The sequence below is a fragment of the Desulfosarcina widdelii genome (assembly GCF_009688965.1).
In the GTDB taxonomy this organism is placed as follows: domain Bacteria; phylum Desulfobacterota; class Desulfobacteria; order Desulfobacterales; family Desulfosarcinaceae; genus Desulfosarcina; species Desulfosarcina widdelii.
Genome location: NZ_AP021875.1, coordinates 3,126,643 through 3,151,471 on the forward strand (window position 1 = coordinate 3,126,643; position 24,829 = coordinate 3,151,471).

The window sequence follows — 24,829 nt, forward strand, 5'->3', positions numbered from 1 at the left end:
AAGCAAGCCTAAACAACCTCAAATTGAATATGATAAAAGACCATCCGGATATACGAAGCCCAGGTAGTCACCGACCTTTCGGATAGCCAGTTGGAATATGGTCATAGGGAAGTCTTGAGAGATGGTATTGTAACCTGCACCGGGGGGTGAAACGATTTCAGGAAAACGGAATGTGGATATCTGTCGTTGCTCCAAACTGGCTTTTGGGGAGGTATCTGGATTCAAAACTTAAGAGGCCTGTTTCTCGTCACAGATCTATTCCTACACCAACTCAGCTTTAGATTTTCAGGAAGCTACTTTCACTTGAATTTCGTGGAAATATATTCGATCGGCTGCTTAGAATCCATCTCTATGATTTTTACCTTTCCGCCAGCCCCAGCCAACGCCTCGCGCACGTCAACACTCCGAATTGACTGGTCGTTATATGTCCTGAATGCCCAGCGAATGTTCTTCAAGTCGGATGCGCTCGTCCAAACGGTGTAGTCATAGTGAACTTCGTCCCCGTGCACGTCGCGCACTGCGCCTACCGGAATGTCGAAGGCGTTCATGATGTGAAACACCTGCTGTAAGGTTTCCTGTGCCGTCGGCAGCTTTTTTGCGAACTGAGAGTACGCAACTGCACGCACAAACCGTGACGGCGGCGAGAAGTCACCTGGGATTCCGCGCAGACCAGTGCCTTGGCCAAACTGAGTCAGCTTAATTTTGCCTATTTCGACAGGCGGCACGTTGGTAGCGGTCAAATTGATGTAGTTTCGAAGATTGGTGATGTGCCAGTCAAAGGTTGGAGAATTGGACATCGCACCAATGGGATTGTCATAGATCTTCATGGTTTTGTCCACTGGTTCGATCACTACTGAGGCTCCGGTGCTGTCATGCAGGATAAAGTGGCCGGGGAAGCTTTCACCACCGATCTCCTTTATTGGATTCGGAACCAAGACGGCTTTGTCGAAGTTGGCCTTAACTTCCTCGACACTGGCGAAGTTTGCGAGAATCCAAGCGCCGTAATCCTCCGGCGCGAGAGCCCGAGAAGCATTTTTCGGATCTGGATCGGCATAGCTTGCGTAGCCGGGAAAATAAAATCCGCCAATGTAAAGTCCTTTCTCGTTGACGCCGTCTACGATCACCTTCATGCCGAGAATGTTGGCACCGACCATTCCATATTTGGACGTGTAGCTCATGCCTTGGGACTTATCGGCAAGGGAACTCGTCAGCTTTGTGCCAGCTGGTACCACGACAACGTTAGACTGAACGTCGAAACCGAACTCCATCGTTCGGCCGACAACCACACCGCCGTCCTCTGCAACAAGACGGATTCCGGTGCATGCGTTTACTGAGGGATTCTGGATACCGGTCAGCATAACTGCGACAATTAAAAGTATTACTTTAGATTTCATTCTCTTTTCCTTGTTTTCGAGGTGGCAGGCTCGACTAAGCAATCTTTTCCTAAGCTACCGGGTTATTATGCAGAGCCGGATATCATTACATTTGTGATGTTAAACAGAAATATGGGAGATCTCATCGGAATATAGATAAATTGAGATTACCTTGCGTCGGACAGCCCTGTCAAATGTTGTGATAGACGGCCTTCAGGAAGCCTTCCGGTTTTTTCGCGAAAATCAAGATACGTAAATGGATACCTGCCGATCCAGCCCAGTCCGAAAACGTGCTATTGCCAAAAGCTCTTGCCACTGGCGCAGGTACGAACACTATAGAGTGAAGACCTTATAACAGGAGGGATAATACCTAAAATTTGATAAAATATTTCCCTATCGAGTTGTCTGGATCGACTCGTATAGGTTTTTTACGTTTTCAATTCACCGGAATGGATTTTTCTGATTTAGTGTGCAAATAATTCTGAGATAGTGAGCAAATTTACAACGAGAACGAACATGTGGCCGCCGCCAAGGCACTGGATCGCAAGCTGCTCGAACAGTTCGAACAGATTTACGAGGTGGTCTATGAGTTCAGGCAAGGGGCGGCGGATGTCGACGACAACGAGATCGAAAGTATTGTCGATGAAACTGTGGATGCGGTCAGGAAAATGGCCTAACCCAACTGGACGCAAACTGCGAACGGTCATCGACACCAATCTGTTTATCAACGGAATGTTTGCCAGGGATTCTTAGTCGGCGCAGCTTCAAAATCTCTGGATCGACCAATAGTCCGAGTTGATCAATTCCTTTGAAATCGTCAAAGAGATCGGCCGAGTGCTCAGATATCTATTGATTAAGGAACGTTTCAACCCAAATGAAGACAATGTGCGGCGGCTTTTTTCGGCTGATTTTCAGGGAGACGATTATCACGAAAAGCCCTTGCCGCAAGAACAAAATGGTTGACGATCCCACCGACAACAAGTTTTTTGCCTGCGCCTTGGAGAAAAAGGCCGATCACATCGTTCCGCGCGATCCCCACCTGAGGAACCTGAAGCATTTTCACGGCATCCAGATCATTGACGCCACCAGATTTATTCGGAAGGTCAAAACGATAACATAAGTTAATGCGTCCCTTTCATACGCCGTGTTACCGTATCTTCGTTTCAATACTATCATATCCACAAGCAGGAAAGGTTGTCTCTATTTTGCTCAAAATTCGACAACCCATGGGGCAATGAAATTTTAATCAGGCAAACATAAGGATAGCACATGAAGATTAAGCAAATGCAATTTGCAGCAACACTTTTTGCTTTGGAAAAAATAATAAAAATTACAGCTGCCCGGAACAAGGAATACAGGGATAGAATTGAGAATGCACCGAATTTTATTGCTCAGATACGAGTTAAAGACAATTCCCAGGGCAGATATTATGTATTTAAAAACGGGAAACTCTCTTCCAAAAAGGGCATCCATCCGTCTCCGGATGTATTGATGACAATGGAAACCGCAGAACTGGCTGTAAAATTGATGAGCCCTGCCAAAAAGCAGCTTGATATGATCAATGCCATGAAGGAGATGGTGGTCAACATGGAAGGGCCGGACCATCTTATGCAGTGGTTTGGCGAAACCCTGAATTTGATCGAGCATGTGGGGTCGGAATACGGAATTGATATGGGCAATGGGGTCACCCGCTATGTGAACTGCACCAACGGCGGTGCCGTGCACGTAGATGTCAAAGATGGTAAAATTCTGCGTATTATACCCATTGAATTTGACGATGAGGATGCTGCCTCCTGGACAATTGAGGCCAGGGGCAAAAAATTTACTCCCCCCAGAAAAACCAGTCTTTCTTCTTATTCCCACGCTATGAAGTCCATTATTTATTCCAAGGACAGGCTGCTTTATCCCATGAAGCGGGTGGATTTCGATCACAATGGCGAACGGAATCCTGAAAACAGAGGTGTTTCCGGATATGAACGGATCTCCTGGGACGAAGCCCTTGATATTGTGGCCAATGAGATTATGAGGATGAAAGAGGTGCATGGCCAGGGCGCTATTCTATCCAGCAACGGGTCCCACCATATGTGGGGAAACCTGGGGTATTGGCTGAGCGCCTTTAAACGGTTTTTAAACCTCATCGGCCATACTCCCACCATTCAGAATCCTGATTCCTGGGAAGGATGGTATTGGGGTGCCTCAAATCATTGGGGATACAGTATGCGCTTAGGGGGAGGCGAATGCTACGGGCTTGTGGAAGAACAACTGAAAGAGTGCGAAATGATTGTTTTCTGGTCCAGCGACCCTGAATCCACCTGTGGCGTTTACGCCGGCATGGAGGGCACCATCCGCCGCCTGTGGGCTAAGGAACTGGGCATGAAGTTTGTCCATATCGACCCCTACTATAACCATACGGCAGCGCTACTAGGCGGAAAATGGCTGGCGCCGCGCCCCGCCACGGGCAATTCTCTTTCCCTTGCCATCGCCTATGTTTGGATCACGGAAGATCTCTATGACAAAGAGTATGTCGCAACCCGGACCACAGGGTTTGATGAGTGGAAGGATTATATCCTGGGTAAAAAAGACGGCATTCCCAAGACCCCGGAGTGGCAGGAGGGTGAAGCCGGAATTCCGGCAAAGGACGTAAGGGCCCTTGCCAGGGAGTGGGCAAGCCATAAAACCTATCTGTCTGCCGGCGGAGCCGGCAATAATGTCGGCGGGGCCTGCCGGGATTCCACCGGTATTGAATGGGCCCGTTCCATGGTCTGCCTTATGGCCATGCAGGGACTTGGCAAGCCCGGTGTGAACATGGGGAACCTACAGGCCGGAACTCCCATTGACAGAACCTTTTGTTTTCCCGGTTATGCAGAAGGCGGCATGTCGGGCAGTTACCTGGATACCGGCCTTGCCATGCGCATGCTCAACCGGATGCCCCAGATTCCTACCTTGAACCCCTCATTTCAGAAAGTTCCCCGCCTGCAACTGCCCGAAGCCATTCTCGAAGGCAAGGCCGAGACCTGGGGCAATAACAATGCCCCCTTCTCCATTGAAAGCCAGTTCCAGAAATTCGATTATCCTGCACCCGGCCATTCGCCTGTAAGAATGTACTACAAATACGGGGGATCGTTCATCGGCACACAAAGCGAAACCAACCGTTATGTCAAGGCTTATCGGACCGACAAGCTGGAATTCGTGGTCAACCAGTCCATCTGGTTCGAAGGGGAGGCCCAGTTTGCAGATATTATCCTGCCGGCATGCACAAATTTCGAGCGCTGGGATATCGGCGAAAGCGCCAATTGCGGCGGTTATGTCCAGGATTCCTTTGGTCAGCTCAATCATCGGGTGATCACCCTTCAGCACAAGTGCATCGAACCTTTAGGCGAGTCCAAATCCGATTATGACATTTTTCAGGAACTGGCCAACCGGTTGGGGATCGGGCCTGTTTTTTCAGAGGGCAATACCGCCTTCGAATGGTGCAAGCGCTTGTATGATGCCACAGACCTTCCCGGAAAAATATCCTGGAAAAAATTAATGAAAAAAGGGTATTACGTGGTGCCTGCTCCACCCGAAGAACTGCGGAGTAAACCATCTTACAGGGCCTTTGCCGAAGACCGGGTCAAGGATACTCCGGAGCTTGGCCCCCTGCCCGGCGACTACAATGGAAAATTCGGAAAAGGGCTCCAGACCCAATCCGGTAAAATCGAGTTTGTCTGTTCAAGCCTTAAACGGTTTGATCCCAATGATCCTGAACGGCCTGTGATGACCAAGTATATTCCGTCATGGGAAGGGCACCATACAGCAGAGTTGTATGAAAAGTATCCGCTCCAGCTCATATCTCCCCATCCTCGGTACAGCTTTCACACCCATAATGACGGCAAGGATTCATTCACCATCGATATTAAAAACCACCGGGTTCTCCTCGACGGGTATTACTACTGGATTGTGAGAATCAACCCTGAAGATGCCAAACAAAGAAATATTAAGGAAAAAGATCTGGTCAAGGTATTCAACGATAGAGGGGCTGTGATCTGCGCCGCCCAGGTGACCGAACGGGTATCCAGAGGAACCTCCCACTCCTATGAGTCCTGCTCTGTGTATGATCCCATCGGGGAACCCGGCAACTCCCCGGACCGGGGAGGATGTATTAATCTTCTTTCATCCAAACGTCCTATTATCAAAAAATCGCATTCAACTTCAGCCATGTCATGTCTCGTGCAGATTGAGCGCTGGGAGGGAAAATAAAATGAAAAATTGGTATATGATCATCGACATTGAAAAATGTGAAGACTGCAACAACTGCTTCATGGCCTGTAAAGACGAGCACGTGGATAATGACTTCCCGCCGTATTCGGCGGCTCAACCCCTTCACGATCACAGGTGGATGAACATCATGCGCAGGGAAAGGGGCTCCGGGTCCCTTATGGATGTCGCCTACCGACCAACCCCGTGCATGCACTGCGATGACGCTCCCTGTATTAGAGCCGCTGAAAACGGGGCGGTTTACAAGAGAGAAGACGGCATTGTCATTATTGATCCGGTAAAATCAACAGGGCAGAAAAACATCCAAAAGGCCTGTCCCTATAACGCGGTGTATTGGAACGAGGAAAGGGATATCCCCCAGAAATGCAACTTCTGCGCCCATCTTCTGGACGGGGGCTGGGAAGAACCCCGATGCGTTCAGGCTTGCCCCACAGGTGCCTTATCCATTGTAAAGGCAGATGATGCTCAAATTCAGAAAATGGTCAAAGAGGAAAACCTTGAGGCCTTGCACCCGGAATACAATACGTTCCCCCGGGTCTTTTATCGGAATCTATACCGATATAACCGGGCATTCATTGCAGGGAGTGTCGCCTATGGGGCGGACAGTGGTGAGGAGTGCGCCAAAAATGCTGTTGTTAGCCTAGTAAAAAACGGCAGGGCCGTTTATGAATGTAAAACCGATTTTTTCGGTGATTTCAAGTTTGACGGCCTTAAAGAAAACGGCCAAACCTATGAGGTTCATATCCTGCTTGCGACCTTTCCGGAAAAAATTCTCACGGTGGACTTGAAAACAAGTATCAACCTTGGCGCCGTTACTTTATAGGAACGCCGGATACACGGTATGCGGAGTTGCAAGCGGCAAGAGAAATTCTGTAAGGAAGAATAGAAAATTGAAAGCAATTACGATCAACTCCTACGGTTCATCCGAGGTTTTAAACCTTGACACCCGACAGCCTCTTCCTGTGGTCGGTCCCCATGACATACTCGTTCGGAATAAGGCCACCAGCGTCAATCCCATAGATGTGATGAAACGGGAAGGGTACGGCCGGCCTGTGTTTGAAAAAAAACGACAGGTGAAGTTTCCGTGGATCCTTGGTAACGACACTGCTGGCATTGTGGAAAAGGTTGGAAAAAAGGCAACCCGATTCAAGGCGGGCGATGAGGTGTTCAGCGCTCCTGGTATCCACCGCCAGGGAACGTGGGCGGAATATGCGGCCGTTGATGAAAAAGAAGCGGCATTTAAACCCAAAAACCTGTCTTTTGAAGAAGCGGCATCCATCCCCTATGTGGCCATGACTTCCTGGAAGGCCTTGGTTCACCATGCAAAAATAACCCCGGTCAAAGCCTCGGGAAAAAAAGTGCTGGTTCATGCCGGATCCGGGGGCGTAGGAACGTTTGCCATCCAATTGCTCAAGGCTTGGGGATGTCATGTGGCCGCCACCTGCAGTACAAGGAACATTGAACTGGTCGAAGAACTGGGAGCGGACACTATTATTGATTATACCGTTACCGATTTTACCCGTGAGCTTAAGGATTACGATGTCGTATTTGACACAATCGGTCATAAGGTGGCCGGTCATGAAGAGAAATCAATATCCATACTCAAACAAAACGGTACAGCCGCTTATGTCAGCATTGTCCACCCGATGCTCTCCATTATAACCGATAATGGTCTTCTGGCCGGGGTGCCCAAGATGGGGTTGGCGCTTTTATCCAATAAATTTAAAAACCGGGGAATCCGCTACTGTTGGTCTGTTTTTTCTCCAAACGGCAAGGCGCTGGAACAAGTCCGACAACATCTGGAGGTGCAGAAAATCAAGCCGGTGATTGACCGGGTTTATCCTCTGGATCAAATGGCTGAAGCCAATACTTACGTAGAAACCGGTCGGGCCAGGGGGAAGGTTGTCATTCGCATAGACTGATTGGCATCAATGATCCAGAGCCTTGGTACTTTTATGAAAAGGCCGGGGTGCCGGGTATCGTTCCGGACATCTCCTTGTTTTAACAGGATACCCGTGCTAACTCATTTAAGAATACAAGATTGACAGGCTGTGTTTTTTCCAATCCGATAGATGGGTTGATAGGTATGACCGCTTTTGATCCTCAGGTAATAGAAAAATTTAAAGCTATCTCTAAAAAGATTGATTACCCGAAAAAAACGTTTCTGGTGAATGAGGGAGATGTCTGCAAACAGATTTTCCTGATTGAGGACGGCTGCCTCCGGTCATGGTTTAACGATGACGGGAACGATATAACCTTTCAGTTTTTCTTTGAAGGCAATTTTGTCTCTTCCTTTGAGAGCTTTAAAAACAACCGGCCCTGCCTCTATAATATTGAAACCTTAACCTCGGCTGTTCTATATGTGGCTCAACGGGCCGACTTTATGAAGGTTCTTGAAAAAGAGCCCGAAATAAATGAGCGGTTGAACCAATTTCTAATGCAGCGGCTATACCATTACCAGAAACTGTTCATATCCAGAATCACCCATAGTCCCCAGCGGCGATATGAAGAACTGATTAAAGAACAGCCACAACTCATGGACCGCGTGCCCCAGCATTATATTGCCACCTACCTGGGCATCACCCCAGTCTCCTTAAGCCGTATAAAAAAGAAAATACGGATCTCTATGAAACCCTGGTAACGGTAAAGTACTCAGAAACTGGGCCCATCGCCTCCCTCATGCGAGCAATCCACATCAATAGGAGCCGAAGTGCTTCCGTTCATTCAAAATACAAATAGATCGGCGCCGCCAGTCACCGGAATTGCGGCACCGGTAATGTACCTCGAAACGTCGGCCGCCAGGAAAGCCACCAGGGCGGCCACTTCTTCCGGCTTTCCCATGCGCTTCATGGCGATCCGTTTCTCTATCCGTTCACGCATTTCCGGGCGATGGAGTTGAACGGCCTCGGTATCGATAAATCCCGGCAATACCGCGTTGACCGTGATGCCATCTCGGGCACCTTCAAGGGCAAGGGATCGGGTCAGGCCGATCATGCCCGCCTTGGAGGCGCCGTAGCCTGGCTGGGCAAAAGCACCGCTCAGTCCGACAAAAGAGGAAATGTTGATAATACGTCCCCATTTGTTTTTTCTCATGTGTGGCCAGACCGCCTGGATGCAATTGAAGGCACCGGTCAAATTGACACCCACGTCCCGCTCGAACATCTTCACGGCTTGGTGTTCCATGGTCGCCATGTTGTCCATCACCCCGGCGTTGTTCACCAAAATATCCACATATCCCATCCGATCGGCTATTTCTGAAAGAACGGCCTGAATTTGATCCGGTTTCGTGACATCCATTTTTATGCCAAGGCTGTTGGCATTCATTTCACGGATTGTCTCTGCCGTTGAAGCTGTCCGGACATCTTCAGAGCCGGCAAAATGCGCGGCGAGAATGCTGTATTCGGCGAGTTCCTCTTTGTCCACATTCTCATTTTCAATGAGAAGATCGGTGACGGCGACATTGGCTCCGGCACCGCCGAGGGCCATGGCGATAGCTCGACCAAGTCCCCTGGAGGCACCGGTCACCAGAGCCGTTTTTCCGGATAAAGTTGTCATATCGAGTATTTTTATGAATTGCTCGGAGTCTGTTATATTTGCGGCAACGCGTCGGCTTTTTCTCTGAACCGGTTCACTTTTTTCTCCAGTTTCGGCGTGTTCAACCACAGGTCCGGGTACAATTTTTCGCGCCCAGCCGTGGGATTGACCGAGCATTCCAGCCAGTGTGAGATCATCAGATTCATGTAACACCGCTGGCATCGGACGCATTTTACGATATCATCGACCCTGCCCGCTTTGACCTTGGCAGGCCAGAAGGGGTCCGCAATGGCCTGTCGCCCCAGGGAAATCATGTCGCTCTGACCGGAGGAAATCACCTCGGCGGCGACTGCCGGATCGATAAAATTGGGTGTAATGACCGGCAATCCTCCCGAAGCCTCCTTGAATCCTGGCGCCCAGCGCGTAAATTCGTTTTCTCCATCAGGGGCAAAGGCCGCGCCCGGATTTTCGTAGGACCCCTGGGAAATGTTGAAGAAATTAGCCCCCGCATCCTTGCACCAGGAGACAACCTGCTTGATCTCTTCGTGGGAAATGCCACCCGGCATCAGCTCATCTCCGGAAAGCCGCACCCCAAAGGCTTTGTCCGGCCCGATTTTCTTGCGGGTTTTGTCCACGATATTGAGCAAAAACCGCGCCCGATTTTCCAGGCTGCCGCCATATTGGTCGTGTCGCTGATTGGATCGGGGCGACAAAAACGAATGAAGCAGATAGCCATGGGGTGCGTGCACCTCCACGCCGTCATACTCGATTTTGAAGGCCGCATCGGCCTGGACGGCAAACCGGTCTTCCAGATCGACAATTTCGCCCACCGTCAGTTCGCGAGGGGTGTCGCCATACATCACATGCAGCATATCGGGCGACTTCTCGGCCAAGACATCACGGACCATCCCTCTTACAGCGGCATACTCCTCGTCGCTCATATTGCGCACCGTGTCGAAATCTGGAATAAGCTCCGCAAACTCGGGAGTTACCCGTTTCATCTGGCGCTCCCATCCTTTGTTCAAATTTCGGACGTCCACTTCCAGGGCAATCGCTGAAGGCCCCCCGGAGGGGCATTCGGGCGTTTCCGCATGGGGATGCCCCTGCCATCCCCATCCTGGGGATAACTGCATAAAAATTTTGCATTGGCTGTATTCGTGTACGAACTGGACCATCTCGCTGTGGTATCGGTAATAGCGATAATCCGTGAACCGCGAAGGGTTGAGAATTTCCGATCCATGCCAGGGGTGCGGATTCATGACGCAGCATTCGGTGATAATCAGCCCGAAACCACCGCGCGCCCGCGTCGCATACCAGGCGGTGTTCACATCCGTATGGTATCCCTCGGGCCCCGAAAGGCCCGGATTCATGGGCGCCATGGCGATTCTGTTTTTAATTTCCACATCACCGATCTGGATGGGTTCGAACAACTCATCGTAAGCCATGGAAATCTCCTTTATGCTTTAAGTTTTCGTTTAGAGGTGTCGATGTTCAATAGTCGGCCCAGGTTTCCGCCAAAGATCTTCGCCCGGTCTTCGTCAGTAATGGCTGGATAGCCGTAATCTAACTGCATGTCCTCAGGAATTTGGAAATCCCGAAGTCCCATGACCGCAGAGCGGATCTGAGCAGCGTAACCGGCGTAGTCGGTGCCCCAGATGATTTTGTCCGGTCCTACCCAGCGCAGGGCCTCACCGATGATCGTGGCAAATTTTCGGGGGGCGCACAACGCCCAGGGAACCAGCAGACTCAGGCAGACATAGACGTTGGGATGACCCATGGCGATCATATTCAGATCGTCACAATAGGGATATCCCATGTGAAAGGCATTGATCTTCAACTCCGGGAAATCACGGGCCACGTCGTCTAGGTGAATCGGCAGGGCGTATTTGCTTTTCCCCGGCGGCACCCAGCAGAATCCGGTGTGAATGTCCAGGACGATGCCCAGTTCCTCCGCTTTTTCATAAAACGGCCACAAGTCCCGATCATTGATGTAGGTATCTTCGGGAGGGTAGAACTTGAAAATCTTGGCCCCTTTCTCCTTCACCCAATATTCCAACTCCCAGATCGTGTTTTTCACTCCCTTGTGTTTGATAGGCGAGACATTGGGCTGGTACATGAAGCGATCGGGATGGGATTCCACCACCTGGGCCATCTCGCCATTGGTGCACCAGCGACTGGTGTACCCGGTGGTATCCATCATCGATTCGGGCAGCAAGCAGGCGATATCCACCCCGTATTTGTCCATGGCCCTGAGCAGTGACTCCGGATCGGCGGTTTTCACCATTTCCCACTCTTCCAATCCCTCATAGGTGCTCGCAGGCATACCGGTGAGCATAGGGCGGTGAATGTTTTCGATGGCCCTCCACCACATCTGAACGCCGGGGAAATGATTGACCTGGTCCATGTTTCCGATCAGGTGGGGTTCGGGATCAATTTTGAAATAGTCGTCCTTTTCATAAGCGGTCATCATCTCTCCTTATTTTGGGTGATTGGGTGGAAGACCAAAAAATCGTCAATTGGCGGTATTCTCATTGTATTGCCATATGGTACAAAGATTAGCCGATAGAGCGTTCATGACCTTTCCAGAATGTCTCCTTCACATCCTTGCGGAGAATTTTTCCCACAGGAGTGGTTGGAAGCGAATCCCAGAAGTCGATGGCTTTGGGGTATTTGTAACCGCCCAGTTTACTTTTGCAAAAAGTGATCAATTCATCTTCCGTTGCCTTGTGGTCCGGTTTCAGCACCACCACCGCCTGGACGCGCTCTCCCCATTTCTCATCCGGGGCTGACACCACCGCTGCCATGGAGACGGCCGAGTGTTCGTAGAGAACATCTTCGACCTCCTTGGGGTAGACGTTCTCTCCGCCGGTGACGATCATGTCGGCCTTGCGGTCCAGCATAAACAGGTATCCGTTTTCATCCATGTAACCCATGTCCCCGGTGTGGTACCATCCGTTGCGAAGGGCATTGCCGGTTTGTTCCGGGTTTTTCCAATACCCCAGCATGACATGCTCTCCCCTGACGGCGATCTCCCCGGTTTCATTGGCCGGTAATGGGGCACCCTCTTCGTCCACGATGCGGATTTCCGAGCACAGGGAGGGTTTGCCGGCGCTGACCAGCAATCCCATTCTTGGGCCCGACAAGACGTGGTCCTCTTCCCGTAAAAAACTGATGGCGCCGCCGGCGGTCTCCGTGGCTCCGTAACCCTGGGCGAAAATCGGGCCGAATTTCTCCATGCACTGTTTCAGGATTTCCGGCGGAAAGGGACTGCCGGCATAGGAAAGCAGTTTGAGACTGGACAAATCGTAGGCATCCACATTGGCAAACTGCAGCAGCCATCCGTAAACCGTTGGCACGGCGTTCATGTGGGTACATCGTTCATCCTGAACGATGCGCAGGATTTCGTCGAGGTCGGCCTTGCGGTTTATGGCGACTTTCCCGCCGGCCAAAAGCAGACAAAAGGCCGGCCAGAAAGAGACGTGAAAGAGCGGCAGCACAAAGCATGTGGCATCCTCGCTGGAGAGATTGGACATCAGGTTAGCATTGATCACACCGGTGAGGATGTTGCGATGGGACAGCATGACGCCTTTGGGAAGGCCTGTAGTGCCGCCGGTGTACATCAGCACCGCCAGATCGTCTTCATCTACGGTCACATCCGGTTCGGTGTCAGCTGCATCGGCGAGCATCTCTTCATAGGCCATGAAACCCTGCGATGGGTTATCCAATGCAACCCAGGTTTTGATCGCATGAAGATGTTCACGCATCGCCGCGGCTTTCGCCTCATAACCGTCTCCGGCAAAAAAGCAGGACGCCTCGCTGTCATTGGCGATGTGAACAATTTCCGTCTCAGAAAGTCGGAAGTTCAACGGCGTTACGCTCATGCCCAGCTTGGCGGCGGCGAAATAGATTTCAAGGTATTTGTGGGTGTTCTCGGCCAGAACCGCCAAACGGTCCTGGCGGGAAAAGCCCATTTTTGTCAGCGCATTGGCCAGGCGGTTGATGCGCCGGTTCAGCTGGCCGTATGTCAGCCGATTTTCTTCAAAGACGATGGCTTCGTTGTCTGGGTAATACAGCGCGCCTTTACGGGGAATGTCGCCGAGGGTGTACATCTATCGATCTCCTGTCGTTTGGGGTGATCGTCTTCCGCGCCACAGATCGACGTCCTTTTGGCTGTACCCGTTTTCCGTGAGCGGCGGACCGTTTCTTGCTTTCAAGACCACGACTTTGGCAGTCCCTGAAACTGCATCAGCATGTTCTTGCTCATCTCGTTTGAAATCGGCGAGAATTGAAGTTGATAGGTATCCCGCAGATATCGCTGCATGGGGTATTCAAGGCAGATGCCGTAGCCACCCATGATCTCGGCCCCGAAGCGACCGGCGTGTAGGGCTCCTTCCGAGGCCACCAGCTTGGCCATGGTGGCCTCCAGGTGATAGGGCTGACCCTGATCGCACAACCAGGCCGCCTTGTAGGTCAGGTTGCGGGCGTTTTCCAGATTGATGTACATGTCCGCCAGGTAGTGTTGCAGGATCTGGAAACGGCTGATGGGGCCGCCAAAAGCCTGGCGCTGCTGGGCATATTGGAAGGCGTCCGAATAGGCGGCGGCCATGAGACCGACCCCCATCATAGCGCAACCGATGCGTTCGGGATTCAGCACGGTGAGCATTTCATACCACCCGTTGCCACGGGTTCCCAACAGATTCTCCGCGGGGATTTCCACATTGGAGAACGTGATCCCCACGGAGTCGCAGTGATGACAGCTGATCTTGGGAATACGGGTAATGGTGATGCCCTTGGTATCCGACGGCACCAGAAGCACGGAAAGGGACTGGCTGGGTTTGGCATCCGTTTCGGTCCTACAGATGGTGATCATGTAATCCGAGGCATGCGCACCGGTGATGAACACCTTTTCTCCATTGATCACCCATCGCCCCTCTTTTTCCTCCGCGAAAGTGGCGACGCTGCCTAAAATGTCCGTACCGCCGGCCGGTTCGGTCAGGGCCATGCACATCTTCAGTTTGCCTTCGCCCAATAGAGGAAGGAACTTTTCCTTCTGGGCGGCTGTACCCATCTCCGCGATAAACCGGGTGCCGAAGCCGATGGTGGTCCCCACTGCAAGGGCCACGGACATGGAGGCCTTGCAGATCTCTTCATACGAAATCATGCCGTCCACCATGCCAAGTCCTTCCCCGCCGTACTCCCTGGGGATATTGTATTGAAACATACCGATGTCCACGAATTTCTGCCATAACTCCGGCGGCGGGAAATCGACGTTTTCGTCCATCCAGGCCACATATTCCTTGTTCAATTCCTTTTTGCAGAAATGAGCCATCTCTTTGCGGATCATCTCCTGCTCTTTGGAAAATCCAAAATCCATGTGTAAGTCTCCTCGTTATTACTCAGTGTCGGAACAAATGTTCTGCTGTTTCTGCTGCCGGGTCAGCTGATCGGGCTGGGCCCGGAACTGATCCATGACCGCCTGGATATCAGGCGAATAGGTCAGCCACTGAATACCGTTTCGTTCCACCGCCAAAGCGGTTTCCATGTCGCAACCGTCAACGGAGCGGGCCATGACCTCCTTACCCATACGCAGGGCGATGGGCTTTTTTGCGGCGATGTTCTTAACCGTTTTCTCGAACTCGGACTCGAAGTCCTCATCCTTGAACACCCGGGTCAGCAGGCCCATGTCGTACATTTCCCGGGCGGTATAGTCCTTGCGGCCGCTGAAGATGATTTCCCGGGCACGAAAAATCGGCATGCTACGGGGCAGCCGGGCGGTCCCTCCCCAACCGGGCAGAATCCCCATGTTGATTTCCGTCGTGCCCATCTTTGCCGATTCACTGGCGTACAGAAGGTCACAGGCCAGGGCCAGTTCGAGGCCGCCGGCCAAGCAATGTCCGTCGATTTTGCAGATCACGACTTTCTCGCAGCTTGCAATTGCGCGCTGCACATCGAGACCTTCGTGGGACAGCCAGTTGAGGCTGTTCTGGTGCTCGGCTAACGAGGGGAAAATTTCCAAGTCGCCGCCCGTGCAAAAGGCCTTCTCTCCGGCGCCCGCCAGCACGACGACACCAACTGCGGGCTCATTTCTCACCCGGCGGAAGGCATCGATGAGTTCGATCGCCATCTGCCGGTTGATGGCATTGTATTTGTCCGGACGGTTCAGGGTGATGGTGCATCCGCCGTCACAGGTTTTGCCGATTTCATAGAGGATGGTCTGGTAGTTATCGGGGCCCATGGCGATGTCCGCTGCGCCGGTTTCGAGAGTTTCAGCTTCCTGATCCGGTCCGGCCAGCCGCAGGGATTCGTCCGCCGGCTGAAACATCGGGAGGGAGCAATCCGGCGACACATCTTCGAAAACGACCTCAACGTTCATGCCGATGGAGACGTCCTCCGGCTTGCAGTTCACAATCCGGGTGGTCATGCGGATTCCCTCGTCCAGATCCACCATGGCGATTACATAGGGCAGGTCCCCCATAAATTTGGGTTCCACCATGTCCAGCATGGTGGTGAATGTATGAACCGCGGCTTTCCCTCTCGATTCGATCCAGCCGAGGTTTTCAGACCAGCATTCCGGGCAGACTTTTTTAGGGAAGAAAATGTTCGCTTGGCAGTCATTACAATGCTGAACCAGAAGTTTGCCCTGCTTGGTCGCTTTCCAGAATTCTTTTGTCCAGGGTTGCATCACCGGAACCGGACGTTGTATTTCCATTAGTTATTCCTCCCCCACACGGTAGCGATGAAATTCATACCCGATCCTCCGGATGTATTTTGGAAGATATGGCTAACACCCGGCACCTGCCGCTCACCGGCCTTTCCCATGAGCTGACGGGCGGTCTCTACATAGGTCGCCATGCTGACACCCGACCCCGTGTGGCCCCGGCCGATGGCGTCGCCGATGGTCGCCCACGGCAGTTTTCCCCCCGGCCATGTATGGCCTTCCATGAACATCTTTCCCGCCTGGCCGGGCTCGCACAGACCGACGGTTTCCATGAACATGGGATGGCCCACCGGATAGGCCAGATAGATATTCCAGATATCGATCTCTTCCTTGGTGAGACCGGCTTGATCCAATGCCTCCCGGGTTCCGTTAAGAAAACCGGCTTTGACATCTTCCGTACTTCTGGTGGTTGTGAATGCGCTGAAATAGCGGGAACTCTCACCCAGTTTGACAGCGGCCGGACACCTCATTTGCTTTGCCGTATCCGCGGAGGTTACCACCAGGGCGGCACCGCCATCGGCCAGCACATTGCATTCGCGTTTGTGAAGCGGCGAAGAAACCATGCTTGACGAGAGCACTTTTTCGACAGTGGGGGCCTCTTTGCCATAAAAAATGGAATTGGGGTCCAGGGTCGCCCATTTTCTCAATGAAACCACCACGGAGGCCATCTCTTCCTCTGTGGTACCGGACTCATACATGTAGCGCCGGGTCATCATGGCAATGACGCCGTTGTATGTCGTCCCGTAGGGGTACTCCCATTGCCGGTCGATCCCCGCCTTGGCAAAAAAGTTGATCAGATCGGAGAGCGGAATGGTGGAATGAACGGTTACGTGGGGTATCAGGACGGCCTTGGCCTGACCGGTTTCGATCAGTTGTTCCGCCAACCGGAGGCAATTGGACGTTGATGCGCCGCCGGCGTTGCAGGTGCAGACGTCCCTGCATCCCTTCAACCCCAGCTCTTCGGGTATCTTGCCGAAGGAGATCTCCGCGTACAACTCCGGCTGCGCCTGGGGCGCCACCGTAACCACCGCCTCGATGTCGTTTTTGTGTAAACCGGCATCCCGTACCGCCTGAATGCTGGCGTCATAAATGATGTCCCACCTGGATCGATCCGGATAGGTACCGGTCGGGACCTCGCCAATGCCGATGATTGCAAGATGTTGCTTTCCCACTTGTGCCTCCATGTAATATATCTTGACTTCCAGCATGCTTCAGTTTACAGAAAATGAGGTTTCATTTTTTATTAGTTTGCAAACAACAAGCTGTCAACATTTGCAAGCATGAATCATTGAAATAGAATGAATTGTTTTAACACTTTAATATATTTGATAATACTAAATAGCCGAACCGGGTTCAATCCCCGCACCACCGCCATGCCTGAGGCAGCAGCCGTCAACTTTACAAAGTTCCACTCTATAGTTTCGAAAGAGGATCAGAAATGAAAATAAAGGAATTGGTAGAGAAGTCAGGTCTGCCGCGATCTTCCATTCAATACTACCTTCGAGAGGGGCTGCTGCATCCGCCCCTGAAGACAGGAAAGACAATGGCCTATTATGATGAAAGCCATCTTCATCGATTGAAACAAATCAAGAACTTGAAGAAAGACGCGCGGGTGCCGCTTTCCTTTCTCAGGGAAAGACTCAAAGAAACCGAAGAGGAATCGCAATCGCCCCCCCGGCAATACGATATCCCCCGAAAAGTGATTACAACCAATGAGAAGAAGAAAAAGAAGGCGGCAATTATCAAAAAAGCCATCGAGGTCTTCAGCCAGAAAGGCTACCATCGGACCAAGGTGGTGGATATCACCGACTCGCTTAACATTTCAACCGGTACGTTTTATATCTATTTTAAAAACAAAAGAGATCTGTTTGTCGAGGTCATTGACGATGTGTTCCGCAATATCGTAGGCGAAGCCGCCTCCTCCATAAAAACCGAAAGGGACTTCTTAAAGCGACTGGAAATCAGGGGACAAGTTTTTTATAACAATTACACCAAATACAATGAAATTTTAAACCAACTGCGCGCAGAAATAACCAGCGATGACTTATGGCCGGAAGAAAAACTAAAAAAAATCTATCATGGATTGACCAAGCCCGTCATACGAGAAATTCAAAACGCTTCTGAAGAAGGTGTCATTAAAGAAATCGATTCTGATCTCTTGGCGTATGCCCTGACGGGGTTGATCGAGATAATGTCCTTCAGACTGTCGTTGGACAGCAAATATTCGCTTCGAGATGTTATGGCATTCATCGGGGACCTAATCGGGAGCCGGTTGGTGACGAGTAAATAACCCTACCCTAACCAACCCTTACAGGAAGGCATATCCCATGGAAATAGAAGCAGATCCAAAAGAATTAGAAGCACACCTGAAGCAGCTCCAAAAAAAAATAGACGCGTACGAGACCATTTTTAAAGAAATCGAGGATGGCTACGCTGAAATCGACCTTCATGGCAGGGTCGAATCTTGTAACCCTGCGTTGTGTCGTATCATCGGATACACCGTTGATGAACTCACAGGGATGGATTACAGGGAATACATGGATGCCGATACTGCCGCAAAAGTGTATCAGGCACACAATGAGGTCTTTAAGACAAGTGTCCCCAAAAAGTCATTTAACTATGAGATCACCGGCAAGGACGCCTCCAAACATATTGTTGAGATTTCCATTGCCCTTCGTAAAGACGATGCCGGCAATCCGGATGGATTCCGCATCTTCATGCGCGATGTCACCGAGCGTCGGATTGCCGAGCAGGAACTCTACAATCACAAAAGCCGCCTCGAGGCCATATTCCGCAGCGTCAAAGATGCCATTATCACCGTCGATCCCGATATGAACATCATCGATGCCAACGAGAGTGCCAAAACGATCTGTGGAATCTCATCCGACGAAATGGGCGGCCATGATTTTTCACATTGTCAATGGGGCGGCTGCCAGCCATGCCGGGACGTACTCTCCGAGACGTTGAACAAAAAGAAGGCAATTTACGAATACCAGGTTGAATGCAGCCGTCGAGATCGACCCCATCAAAAAGTTATTCTCTCGAGCGCCCCATTGCTAAATGGTATGGGTGGCTTCTCAGGAGCAGTATTGGTTATCCGGGACATTACCCGAATCAACGATCTTGAAAATGAATTAAAGATGCGGCACCGGTTCCATAATATTGTAGGGAAAAACGCAAAAATGCAGGAACTCTACAAGTTGATCGAAGATTTGGCCGACTTTGAAACTACCGTCCTGATTGCAGGTGAAAGCGGGACGGGCAAAGAACTCGTCGCCCGCGCATTGCACCAGTCCGGCAGGCGGGCCCTCAAACCGTTTATCGCCGTGAACTGCTCGGCGCTGGCTGAAAACCTGTTGGAAAGCGAACTTTTCGGCCATGTGAAAGGTGCATTTACCGGGGCAATTCACAATATGCAGGGAAGATTTCAAAAGGCGCACACCGGTACCCTCTTGTTGGATGAAATCGGTGATATTTCACCAAGAATCCAGCTGAAGCTGCTGCGGGTGCTCCAGGAAAAAACCTTTGAACGCGTCGGTGATGCAAAGGAGATCGAAGTGGATGTGCGCGTGATTGCCTGCACCAATCAAGATCTCAATGAAAAGGTTCGACGCGGGGAATTTCGGGAAGATCTCTACTATCGCCTGAAAGTCGTTGAACTCAAGGTCCCGCCGCTGCGGGAGCGCAAGGACGATATTCCGCTATTGGTGGAATACTTCAAGGAGCGGTACCAAAGAAAATTTAATATCGCTATCCCCGGCATTGCCAATGACGTGCTGCGGACGTTCATGGATTATTCATGGCCCGGGAATGTCCGTGAACTGGAGCATAGTATGGAACGCGCCGCAGTACTCTGCCACGGCCAGGCCATAACCCTCAAACAGCTTCCGCCTGAACTCAAAGAATCCATTCCCGCCGGCAAGCAAGTCCACCCGCAATCCACAGCAGAAGAACCCGAACAGATCCTGAGCGCACTCGACAAAACCGACTGGAACAAAGCCAAAGCTGCCCGCTTACTGCACATTAGCAGAAACACGCTTTATCGTAAAATGAGAAAGCATGGTCTGGCGCGTTCAACCGACCCACATCGGTAACCACCCAAGGACGCACCTACTTTACGCCATCCTCGGCCTGTTCCATCGGGCGGATCGGATTTCCGTCTTTCGCCTGCATCGAGTGTAACCTGCAACACATGTGCCCTGTTACACATATGTATCATGGCACACATATTTCACCATTTCACGGCCATAGATAGATGCCTAAAACCAGAAGAAACTAAAATCACACCAGAATTTTACACCCCCAGTGCGTCCGACAGCTGGCATACCTCTTGATTGTGGGACATAAGCGTGCCGAATTGGTTATCCGTTAAAAAGAACCGCGCGATCGCTGCAAAGGCATGGCATGCATCGTTTTAAACTTCTTGATGAAAGCAACAATGAGAGTCTCGCAAAAAGTCCCGGACTCGTCATGCCGGACTTGATCCGGCATCCAGAAGGCATTGAAATGACTGGATTCCGGCATATGCCGGAATGACGACAACTTGCGATTTCCGACTTTTTGCGAAAGCATCAACAATACTCACCAACCACATAGGAGTCGGATGCCATGGCACGAGAAGTGGTTTTTATCGATGCAGTGAGAACCCCCTTCGGGCGTATGGGTGGAACGCTGAAGGATATTTTCAATTCCAAACTGGCAAGTATCGGTCTGAAGGGACTTCTCGATAAAACCGGAATCCTCGAAAAGGCCAGGGTTGACTGTTTTTTCATGGGCAGCGCCGCTCATTGTTCCCACGCCCCTGAATCCAGCCAGGTGTGCTGCACTGGACGCCGGCGTGGGTTATGCGACATCCGCGTCTTACATCGAAATGCAGTGCGGTTCGGCCATCGACAGTATCAACCATGCCGCCTGGAAGATTCTGGCGGGCCAGGCCGATGTCATCGTCGCCGGCGGATCCGAATCTTACAGCCAGATGTTCGCCAAATTTCCCATGTCTCAGGCACCCTACCGCCAGATCCCGCCCGCGGCCATTATTCAGACCCTTTCGCCGGTGACGGCTGAGCAGATCGGCATGGGGCTGACCGCCGAAAACCTTCAGGAGAGGTACAACATTCCCCGCGAGGCGTCGGACGCGTTCGCCTTCAACAGCCAGATGCGCGCCAAGACGGCCTGGGGCAAGGGGTTTTTCAACGGGGAAATCATCCCCGTCACCATCCCCGGCACCCGAAAGACACCGGAGGTCGTTTTCGACAGAGACGAACATCTCCGGCCCGACACCACCCTGGCAGGACTCGCCAAGCTGAAGCCTGTGTTCAAGGACGGCGGTACGGTGACGGCCGGCAACGCATCTGGCCTCAACGACGGCAGCGCCTTTGTGCTGATGATGGCCGCCGAGAAAGCCGAGGAACTCGGCTACGAACCCATGGCGCGTTGGGTCTGCGGAGCCGATTGCGGTGTAGACCCCAAAATCATGGGTATCGGCCCGGCCTACGCCATTGTCGATGCCCTCAGACGCGCCGGCCTGACGCTCGACGACATGGATGTCATGGAGTGCAACGAAGCATTCGCGGTCCAGAACCTGGCCGTGATCAAGGAGGTGGAAAAGCAGACCGGTTGCAAGGTGGATATGGACAAGTGGAACCCCAACGGCGGGGCCATCGCCTACGGCCACACCAACAGCGCATCGGGAGCCCGGGTGGGCATGTTTGCCATGCGGGAACTGATCCGGCAGGGTGGACGCTACGGCTTTTTCAGCTCCTGCTGCGGCGGTGGGCTGGGCGTGGTGACCTTGATTGAAAACCTCAAAAGATAAATGAAGGAGAATTGATGATGAGAATTGATGATATCAAAAACATCTGTGTCGTCGGGGCCGGCAACATGGGCCACCAGATTTCGCTGCACTGCGCCATCATGGGATTCAACACCTTCTGCACGGATGTCAGCAAAAAAGTCCTGGCAAAAGCCGACGCATTCGTGGATAAATACCTGTCCGGACGCGTCGAAAAGGGGAAGCTGACAACACAACAGGCAGCGGCCGCCCGGTCACGAATTCGTTTTATGCCGTCCATGGAAGATGCCGCCAAAGACGCGGATTACATCATCGAAGCCGTTCTGGAGGTGCTTGACCTCAAGCGAAAAATTTTCGCAGACCTGGACAGGATCGCTCCGCCCCACGCCATTCTGGCGACAAACTCCTCGGCCATCGTCAGTTCCAAAATCGCCGATGCCACAGGGCGGCCGGACAAGGTCATCAACCTGCACTTTTTCAATCCTGCGTTGGTGATGAAGCTTGTGGAAGTGGTGCAAGGCCCGCATGTGTCCGAGGAGACCGTTCAGGTCAGCATGGAATTATGCGAGCGCCTTAAAAAAATCTCCGTGCATGTGAAAAAGGAAGTCAAAGGTTTTTTGCTGAACCGCATCCTGCTCAGCATGTTCAAGGAAGCCTTCTGGCTTCTTGACATGGACGTTGCTTCCATCGAAGACATCGACAAGGCCTGCGTGTATGGTGCCGGGCACCCCATGGGGCCGTTTACCCTGAATGACCTCACCGGTATCGATTTGCAGTATATCATGGACTTGGAAACTTTCCGGGAGACGGGCAACGTTGCCGATCTGCCGTCGCCAAGCCTTGTGGAACGATATGTCAAAGGCTGCTATGGTAAAAAGACCGGCAGGGGCTGGTATGATTACAGCGACAAATGACACCTGACCCATCAACAAAGGAAACACGCAGCATGGCTTCTCACTTTATCGTGTTTAACAAGGAAAAACGAAAAGCACAGTTCAAAGGAAGGTAAGAGAAATGGAGACAAAATTCCTCAGTGAAACCAACCTCAAGTTTCTCCTGCACGATGTCCATGAGATATCTGCCCTGACCGAATACGACGCCTACCGCCACCAGAACCGGAAGATGTTCGACATGGTGATGGGGGCGGCCCTGGATCTCGCGAAAACAAAGCTCTATCCCATTCTCGAAGAGATGGATGAAAACATTCCGGAGCTGTTGGACGGCTCGGTCCGGGTGCATTCGGCGGTTCGCAACCTGATGAAAGAGTACGGTGAAGGGGGCTGGATCGGGGCATCGTTTCCGGAACAATACGGCGGGGAGCAGCTGCCCCTGGCCGTGGCCATGGCCACCAGGTATATTTTCGCTGCCGCGAACTACAGCGCCAGTACCTTCCCGGAACTCACCGCAGGTGCGGCCCACCTGATCATCTCCTTCGGCAGCGAAGATATGGTGGCAGCCTATGTCCCCAACATGCTGTCCGGCAAATGGCAGGGCACCATGGCCCTTACGGAACCCGAAGCCGGCAGTTCTCTGGCAGATATCACCGCCAGTGCCAGTCCGGCCGGCGATGGAAGCTACCGGATAAAAGGCCAGAAAATCTTTATCTCCGGAGGGGACCACGACGGGGTGGACAACGTGGTTCATCTCATGCTGGCCAAAATCGATGGGGCCCCGGCAGGGGTCAAGGGCATCTCGTTGTTCGTGGTGCCCAAGAAACGCATCGATCCTGCAGGCGCCCTGGTTGGGAACGATATCGTGGTTTCTCAGGTCTTTCACAAGCTCGGTTACCGTGGAAATCCCATCACGCAACTGAGCATCGGTGAAAACGGCGACTGCCATGGCTTCCTGCTGGGGGAGCCTCACAAAGGCCTGGCCTACATGTTCCAGATGATGAACGAAGCAAGGCTCGGTGTCGGTATGGGGGCTGCCGCCATTGCCTCCGCCGCTTACTATGCGGCCCTGGAATATACCAGGGGCCGAACCCAGGGAAGAAAAATAGGGCAAAAAAACCTCGCAGATCCCCAGGTGCCCATCATCGAACATGCGGATGTCAAACGTATGCTCCTGTTCCAGCGATCCGTGGTCGAGGGTTCCCTGTCCCTGCTTTTACAGTGCAGCATGTATGCGGACCTGGCGCACCTCCAGGATGGCGAAGATAAAACGAAGCATGCCCTCCTGCTCGACCTGCTCACCCCGGTGGCAAAATCCTATCCTTCGGAGATGGGAATCCTGACCACCAGTCAGGCCATCCAGTGCCTGGGCGGATACGGATACTGCAAGGATTTCCCCGTGGAGCAATACTACCGCGATGTGCGCATCCATCCTATCCATGAGGGGACAACCGGCATCCAAGGCATGGACTTGCTGGGGCGCAAGGTCACGATGCACGGCGGCGAATCCTTTAATCTGTTCAACAAGGAGGTTGGCAGCACGATAGCACACGCGCGCAGGTCGCCCGAGCTGGCTGCCAGTGCAGATCAGCTGGAAGCCTCATTGATCGAGCTTCAGAACGTTACCCGGCACAAAATCGAGCAGGCCGCCACCAGTGGTCCTGAGGTCTTCCTGGCGGATGCAACCCTGTATCTTGAGTACTTCGGAATCATCGTGATTGCATGGCAGTGGCTCAAGCAGGCCATCGTGGCCCAATCCCAATTGGAAAAAGCCAGCCGTATCAGGCGCAGCTTTTTAACTGGCAAAATGTTTACATTTCGGTACTTCTTTGCCTACGAGCTTCCCAAAACCAAGGGACTGAGGAGCCGTTTGCTGGACACCGACCCCCTGACCGTACGAATGGAATCATCCTTTTTCAATGATTAACAGCCTGTCAACGTATCGAGAAGTCAGACCATAATGGGCCGCCTGCTGCCCACAAGGAAAGAAAACGGCGATTGAAGGAGAAAATTCCTTCAATCGCCGTCCATATTCCCGGTTTTCGAACCTGTACCGGATAGTTTCCTTAAAACGCTCTTTTTGAACCCGAAAACATCGATTTAAGACAGAAAAACGGGCCTGATTTTGACCTAACCCATCGATATATTGGCATTCTGCTTGGTCCGACCCGATTTCATTTCGACCCCAACGCCCCGTTAAAAATAAACAAACCAGTTAGCTTTTGTTTATATCAAATCATCTGCTGCTCATAATGTAGTTTTTCAA

19 protein-coding genes and 1 pseudogene are annotated in these 24,829 nt (G+C 51.9%); 12 read left to right on the top strand and 8 right to left on the bottom strand.

All coding sequences use genetic code 11. The annotated features are described in order from the left end of the window. Positions 1-299: 299 nt before the first annotated feature. The gene (locus tag GN111_RS14640; protein WP_155304456.1) at positions 300-1,394 is read right to left on the bottom strand and encodes a choloylglycine hydrolase family protein; all 1,095 of its coding nucleotides are present in this window, start codon (positions 1,392-1,394) and stop codon (positions 300-302) included. 497 nt (positions 1,395-1,891) lie between these two features. On the opposite strand from GN111_RS14640, the gene GN111_RS14645 reads away from it, so the two are divergent. The 6 genes from GN111_RS14645 (at position 1,892) to GN111_RS14670 (ending at position 8,271) form a co-directional block, all read left to right on the top strand. Next, positions 1,892-2,050, top strand: coding sequence for a hypothetical protein (locus GN111_RS14645; protein WP_155304457.1), 159 nt, complete (start codon positions 1,892-1,894; stop codon positions 2,048-2,050). Between the two features lie 197 nt (positions 2,051-2,247). Then, positions 2,248-2,493 carry a hypothetical protein gene (locus tag GN111_RS14650; RefSeq protein WP_155304458.1) on the top strand — a complete coding sequence of 82 codons (246 nt, stop codon included), beginning with the start codon at positions 2,248-2,250 and terminating at the stop codon, positions 2,491-2,493. A gap of 371 nt (positions 2,494-2,864) precedes the next feature. Beyond that, on the top strand, positions 2,865-5,612 hold the full coding sequence (locus GN111_RS14655) for a molybdopterin-dependent oxidoreductase (RefSeq protein ID WP_197740555.1): 2,748 nt from the start codon (positions 2,865-2,867) through the stop codon (positions 5,610-5,612). A 1-nt stretch (position 5,613) separates the two neighbouring features. Then, positions 5,614-6,453, top strand: a complete 840-nt coding sequence (locus GN111_RS14660) for a 4Fe-4S dicluster domain-containing protein (RefSeq protein WP_155304460.1) — start codon at positions 5,614-5,616, stop codon at positions 6,451-6,453. Between the two features lie 67 nt (positions 6,454-6,520). Further along, positions 6,521-7,552: a zinc-binding dehydrogenase gene (locus tag GN111_RS14665; RefSeq protein WP_170302302.1), complete on the top strand. Its 1,032-nt coding sequence runs from the start codon at positions 6,521-6,523 to the stop codon at positions 7,550-7,552. 164 nt (positions 7,553-7,716) lie between these two features. Further along, positions 7,717-8,271, top strand: a complete 555-nt coding sequence (locus GN111_RS14670; RefSeq protein ID WP_155304462.1) for a Crp/Fnr family transcriptional regulator — start codon at positions 7,717-7,719, stop codon at positions 8,269-8,271. An 83-nt stretch (positions 8,272-8,354) separates the two neighbouring features. Here the strand turns inward: GN111_RS14670 and GN111_RS14675 are convergent, their stop codons facing one another. From GN111_RS14675 to GN111_RS14705, 7 genes are all read right to left on the bottom strand, one after another. After that, positions 8,355-9,185 (bottom strand): SDR family NAD(P)-dependent oxidoreductase, encoded by an 831-nt coding sequence (locus GN111_RS14675; RefSeq protein WP_155304463.1) that lies wholly within the window; start codon positions 9,183-9,185, stop codon positions 8,355-8,357. Positions 9,186-9,217: 32 nt separating this feature from the next. Continuing rightward, entirely contained in the window at positions 9,218-10,609 is a 1,392-nt protein-coding gene (locus GN111_RS14680) for an oxidoreductase (RefSeq protein WP_155304464.1), read from the bottom strand. Positions 10,610-10,620: 11 nt separating this feature from the next. Then, a complete protein-coding gene (locus GN111_RS14685; RefSeq protein WP_231715750.1) occupies positions 10,621-11,634 on the bottom strand; it encodes an amidohydrolase family protein in 1,014 nt (337 codons plus the stop codon). Between the two features lie 85 nt (positions 11,635-11,719). Then, positions 11,720-13,273, bottom strand: a complete 1,554-nt coding sequence (locus GN111_RS14690; RefSeq protein WP_155304465.1) for a long-chain-fatty-acid--CoA ligase — start codon at positions 13,271-13,273, stop codon at positions 11,720-11,722. Positions 13,274-13,374: 101 nt separating this feature from the next. Then, positions 13,375-14,538, bottom strand: a complete 1,164-nt coding sequence (locus GN111_RS14695; protein WP_155304466.1) for an acyl-CoA dehydrogenase family protein — start codon at positions 14,536-14,538, stop codon at positions 13,375-13,377. A gap of 18 nt (positions 14,539-14,556) precedes the next feature. Continuing rightward, entirely contained in the window at positions 14,557-15,873 is a 1,317-nt protein-coding gene (locus tag GN111_RS14700) for an enoyl-CoA hydratase-related protein (RefSeq protein ID WP_155304467.1), read from the bottom strand. Then, positions 15,873-17,054: a thiolase family protein gene (locus tag GN111_RS14705; protein WP_155304468.1), complete on the bottom strand. Its 1,182-nt coding sequence runs from the start codon at positions 17,052-17,054 to the stop codon at positions 15,873-15,875. The genes GN111_RS14700 and GN111_RS14705 overlap by 1 nt, the downstream gene beginning before the upstream one ends. Before the next feature lie 266 nt (positions 17,055-17,320). On the opposite strand from GN111_RS14705, the gene GN111_RS14710 reads away from it, so the two are divergent. The 6 genes and pseudogenes from GN111_RS14710 (at position 17,321) to GN111_RS14735 (ending at position 24,490) form a co-directional block, all read left to right on the top strand. Beyond that, positions 17,321-18,172, top strand: a complete 852-nt coding sequence (locus tag GN111_RS14710) for a MerR family transcriptional regulator (protein WP_155304469.1) — start codon at positions 17,321-17,323, stop codon at positions 18,170-18,172. Positions 18,173-18,209: 37 nt separating this feature from the next. Next, entirely contained in the window at positions 18,210-19,976 is a 1,767-nt protein-coding gene (locus GN111_RS14715) for a sigma 54-interacting transcriptional regulator (RefSeq protein ID WP_155304470.1), read from the top strand. 565 nt (positions 19,977-20,541) lie between these two features. Next, positions 20,542-20,607, top strand: a pseudogene (locus tag GN111_RS34440) (hypothetical protein); the annotation flags it as partial. 31 nt (positions 20,608-20,638) lie between these two features. Further along, positions 20,639-21,697, top strand: coding sequence for a thiolase family protein (locus GN111_RS14725; RefSeq protein WP_231715751.1), 1,059 nt, complete (start codon positions 20,639-20,641; stop codon positions 21,695-21,697). Between the two features lie 14 nt (positions 21,698-21,711). Further along, the gene (locus tag GN111_RS14730) at positions 21,712-22,587 is read left to right on the top strand and encodes a 3-hydroxyacyl-CoA dehydrogenase family protein (protein WP_231715752.1); all 876 of its coding nucleotides are present in this window, start codon (positions 21,712-21,714) and stop codon (positions 22,585-22,587) included. Positions 22,588-22,687: 100 nt separating this feature from the next. Then, positions 22,688-24,490: an acyl-CoA dehydrogenase family protein gene (locus GN111_RS14735; protein ID WP_155304473.1), complete on the top strand. Its 1,803-nt coding sequence runs from the start codon at positions 22,688-22,690 to the stop codon at positions 24,488-24,490. Positions 24,491-24,829 lie beyond the last annotated feature (339 nt).

What these genes read in the sequence shown, in the direction of transcription:
- GN111_RS14655 (WP_197740555.1), top strand. Translation starts at nt 2,865, where the DNA reads ATGACAATGGAAACCGCAGAACTGGCTGTAAAATTGATGAGCCCTGCC.
- GN111_RS14675 (WP_155304463.1), bottom strand. Translation starts at nt 9,185, where the DNA reads ATGACAACTTTATCCGGAAAAACGGCTCTGGTGACCGGTGCCTCCAGG.
- GN111_RS14640 (WP_155304456.1), bottom strand. Translation starts at nt 1,394, where the DNA reads ATGAAATCTAAAGTAATACTTTTAATTGTCGCAGTTATGCTGACCGGT.
- GN111_RS14730 (WP_231715752.1), top strand. Translation starts at nt 21,712, where the DNA reads ATGATGAGAATTGATGATATCAAAAACATCTGTGTCGTCGGGGCCGGC.
- GN111_RS14715 (WP_155304470.1), top strand. Translation starts at nt 18,210, where the DNA reads ATGGAAATAGAAGCAGATCCAAAAGAATTAGAAGCACACCTGAAGCAG.
- GN111_RS14680 (WP_155304464.1), bottom strand. Translation starts at nt 10,609, where the DNA reads ATGGCTTACGATGAGTTGTTCGAACCCATCCAGATCGGTGATGTGGAA.
- GN111_RS14650 (WP_155304458.1), top strand. Translation starts at nt 2,248, where the DNA reads ATGAAGACAATGTGCGGCGGCTTTTTTCGGCTGATTTTCAGGGAGACG.
- GN111_RS14685 (WP_231715750.1), bottom strand. Translation starts at nt 11,634, where the DNA reads ATGATGACCGCTTATGAAAAGGACGACTATTTCAAAATTGATCCCGAA.
- GN111_RS14690 (WP_155304465.1), bottom strand. Translation starts at nt 13,273, where the DNA reads ATGTACACCCTCGGCGACATTCCCCGTAAAGGCGCGCTGTATTACCCA.
- GN111_RS14670 (WP_155304462.1), top strand. Translation starts at nt 7,717, where the DNA reads ATGACCGCTTTTGATCCTCAGGTAATAGAAAAATTTAAAGCTATCTCT.
- GN111_RS14660 (WP_155304460.1), top strand. Translation starts at nt 5,614, where the DNA reads ATGAAAAATTGGTATATGATCATCGACATTGAAAAATGTGAAGACTGC.
- GN111_RS14735 (WP_155304473.1), top strand. Translation starts at nt 22,688, where the DNA reads ATGGAGACAAAATTCCTCAGTGAAACCAACCTCAAGTTTCTCCTGCAC.
- GN111_RS14700 (WP_155304467.1), bottom strand. Translation starts at nt 15,873, where the DNA reads ATGGAAATACAACGTCCGGTTCCGGTGATGCAACCCTGGACAAAAGAA.
- GN111_RS14710 (WP_155304469.1), top strand. Translation starts at nt 17,321, where the DNA reads ATGAAAATAAAGGAATTGGTAGAGAAGTCAGGTCTGCCGCGATCTTCC.
- GN111_RS14695 (WP_155304466.1), bottom strand. Translation starts at nt 14,538, where the DNA reads ATGGATTTTGGATTTTCCAAAGAGCAGGAGATGATCCGCAAAGAGATG.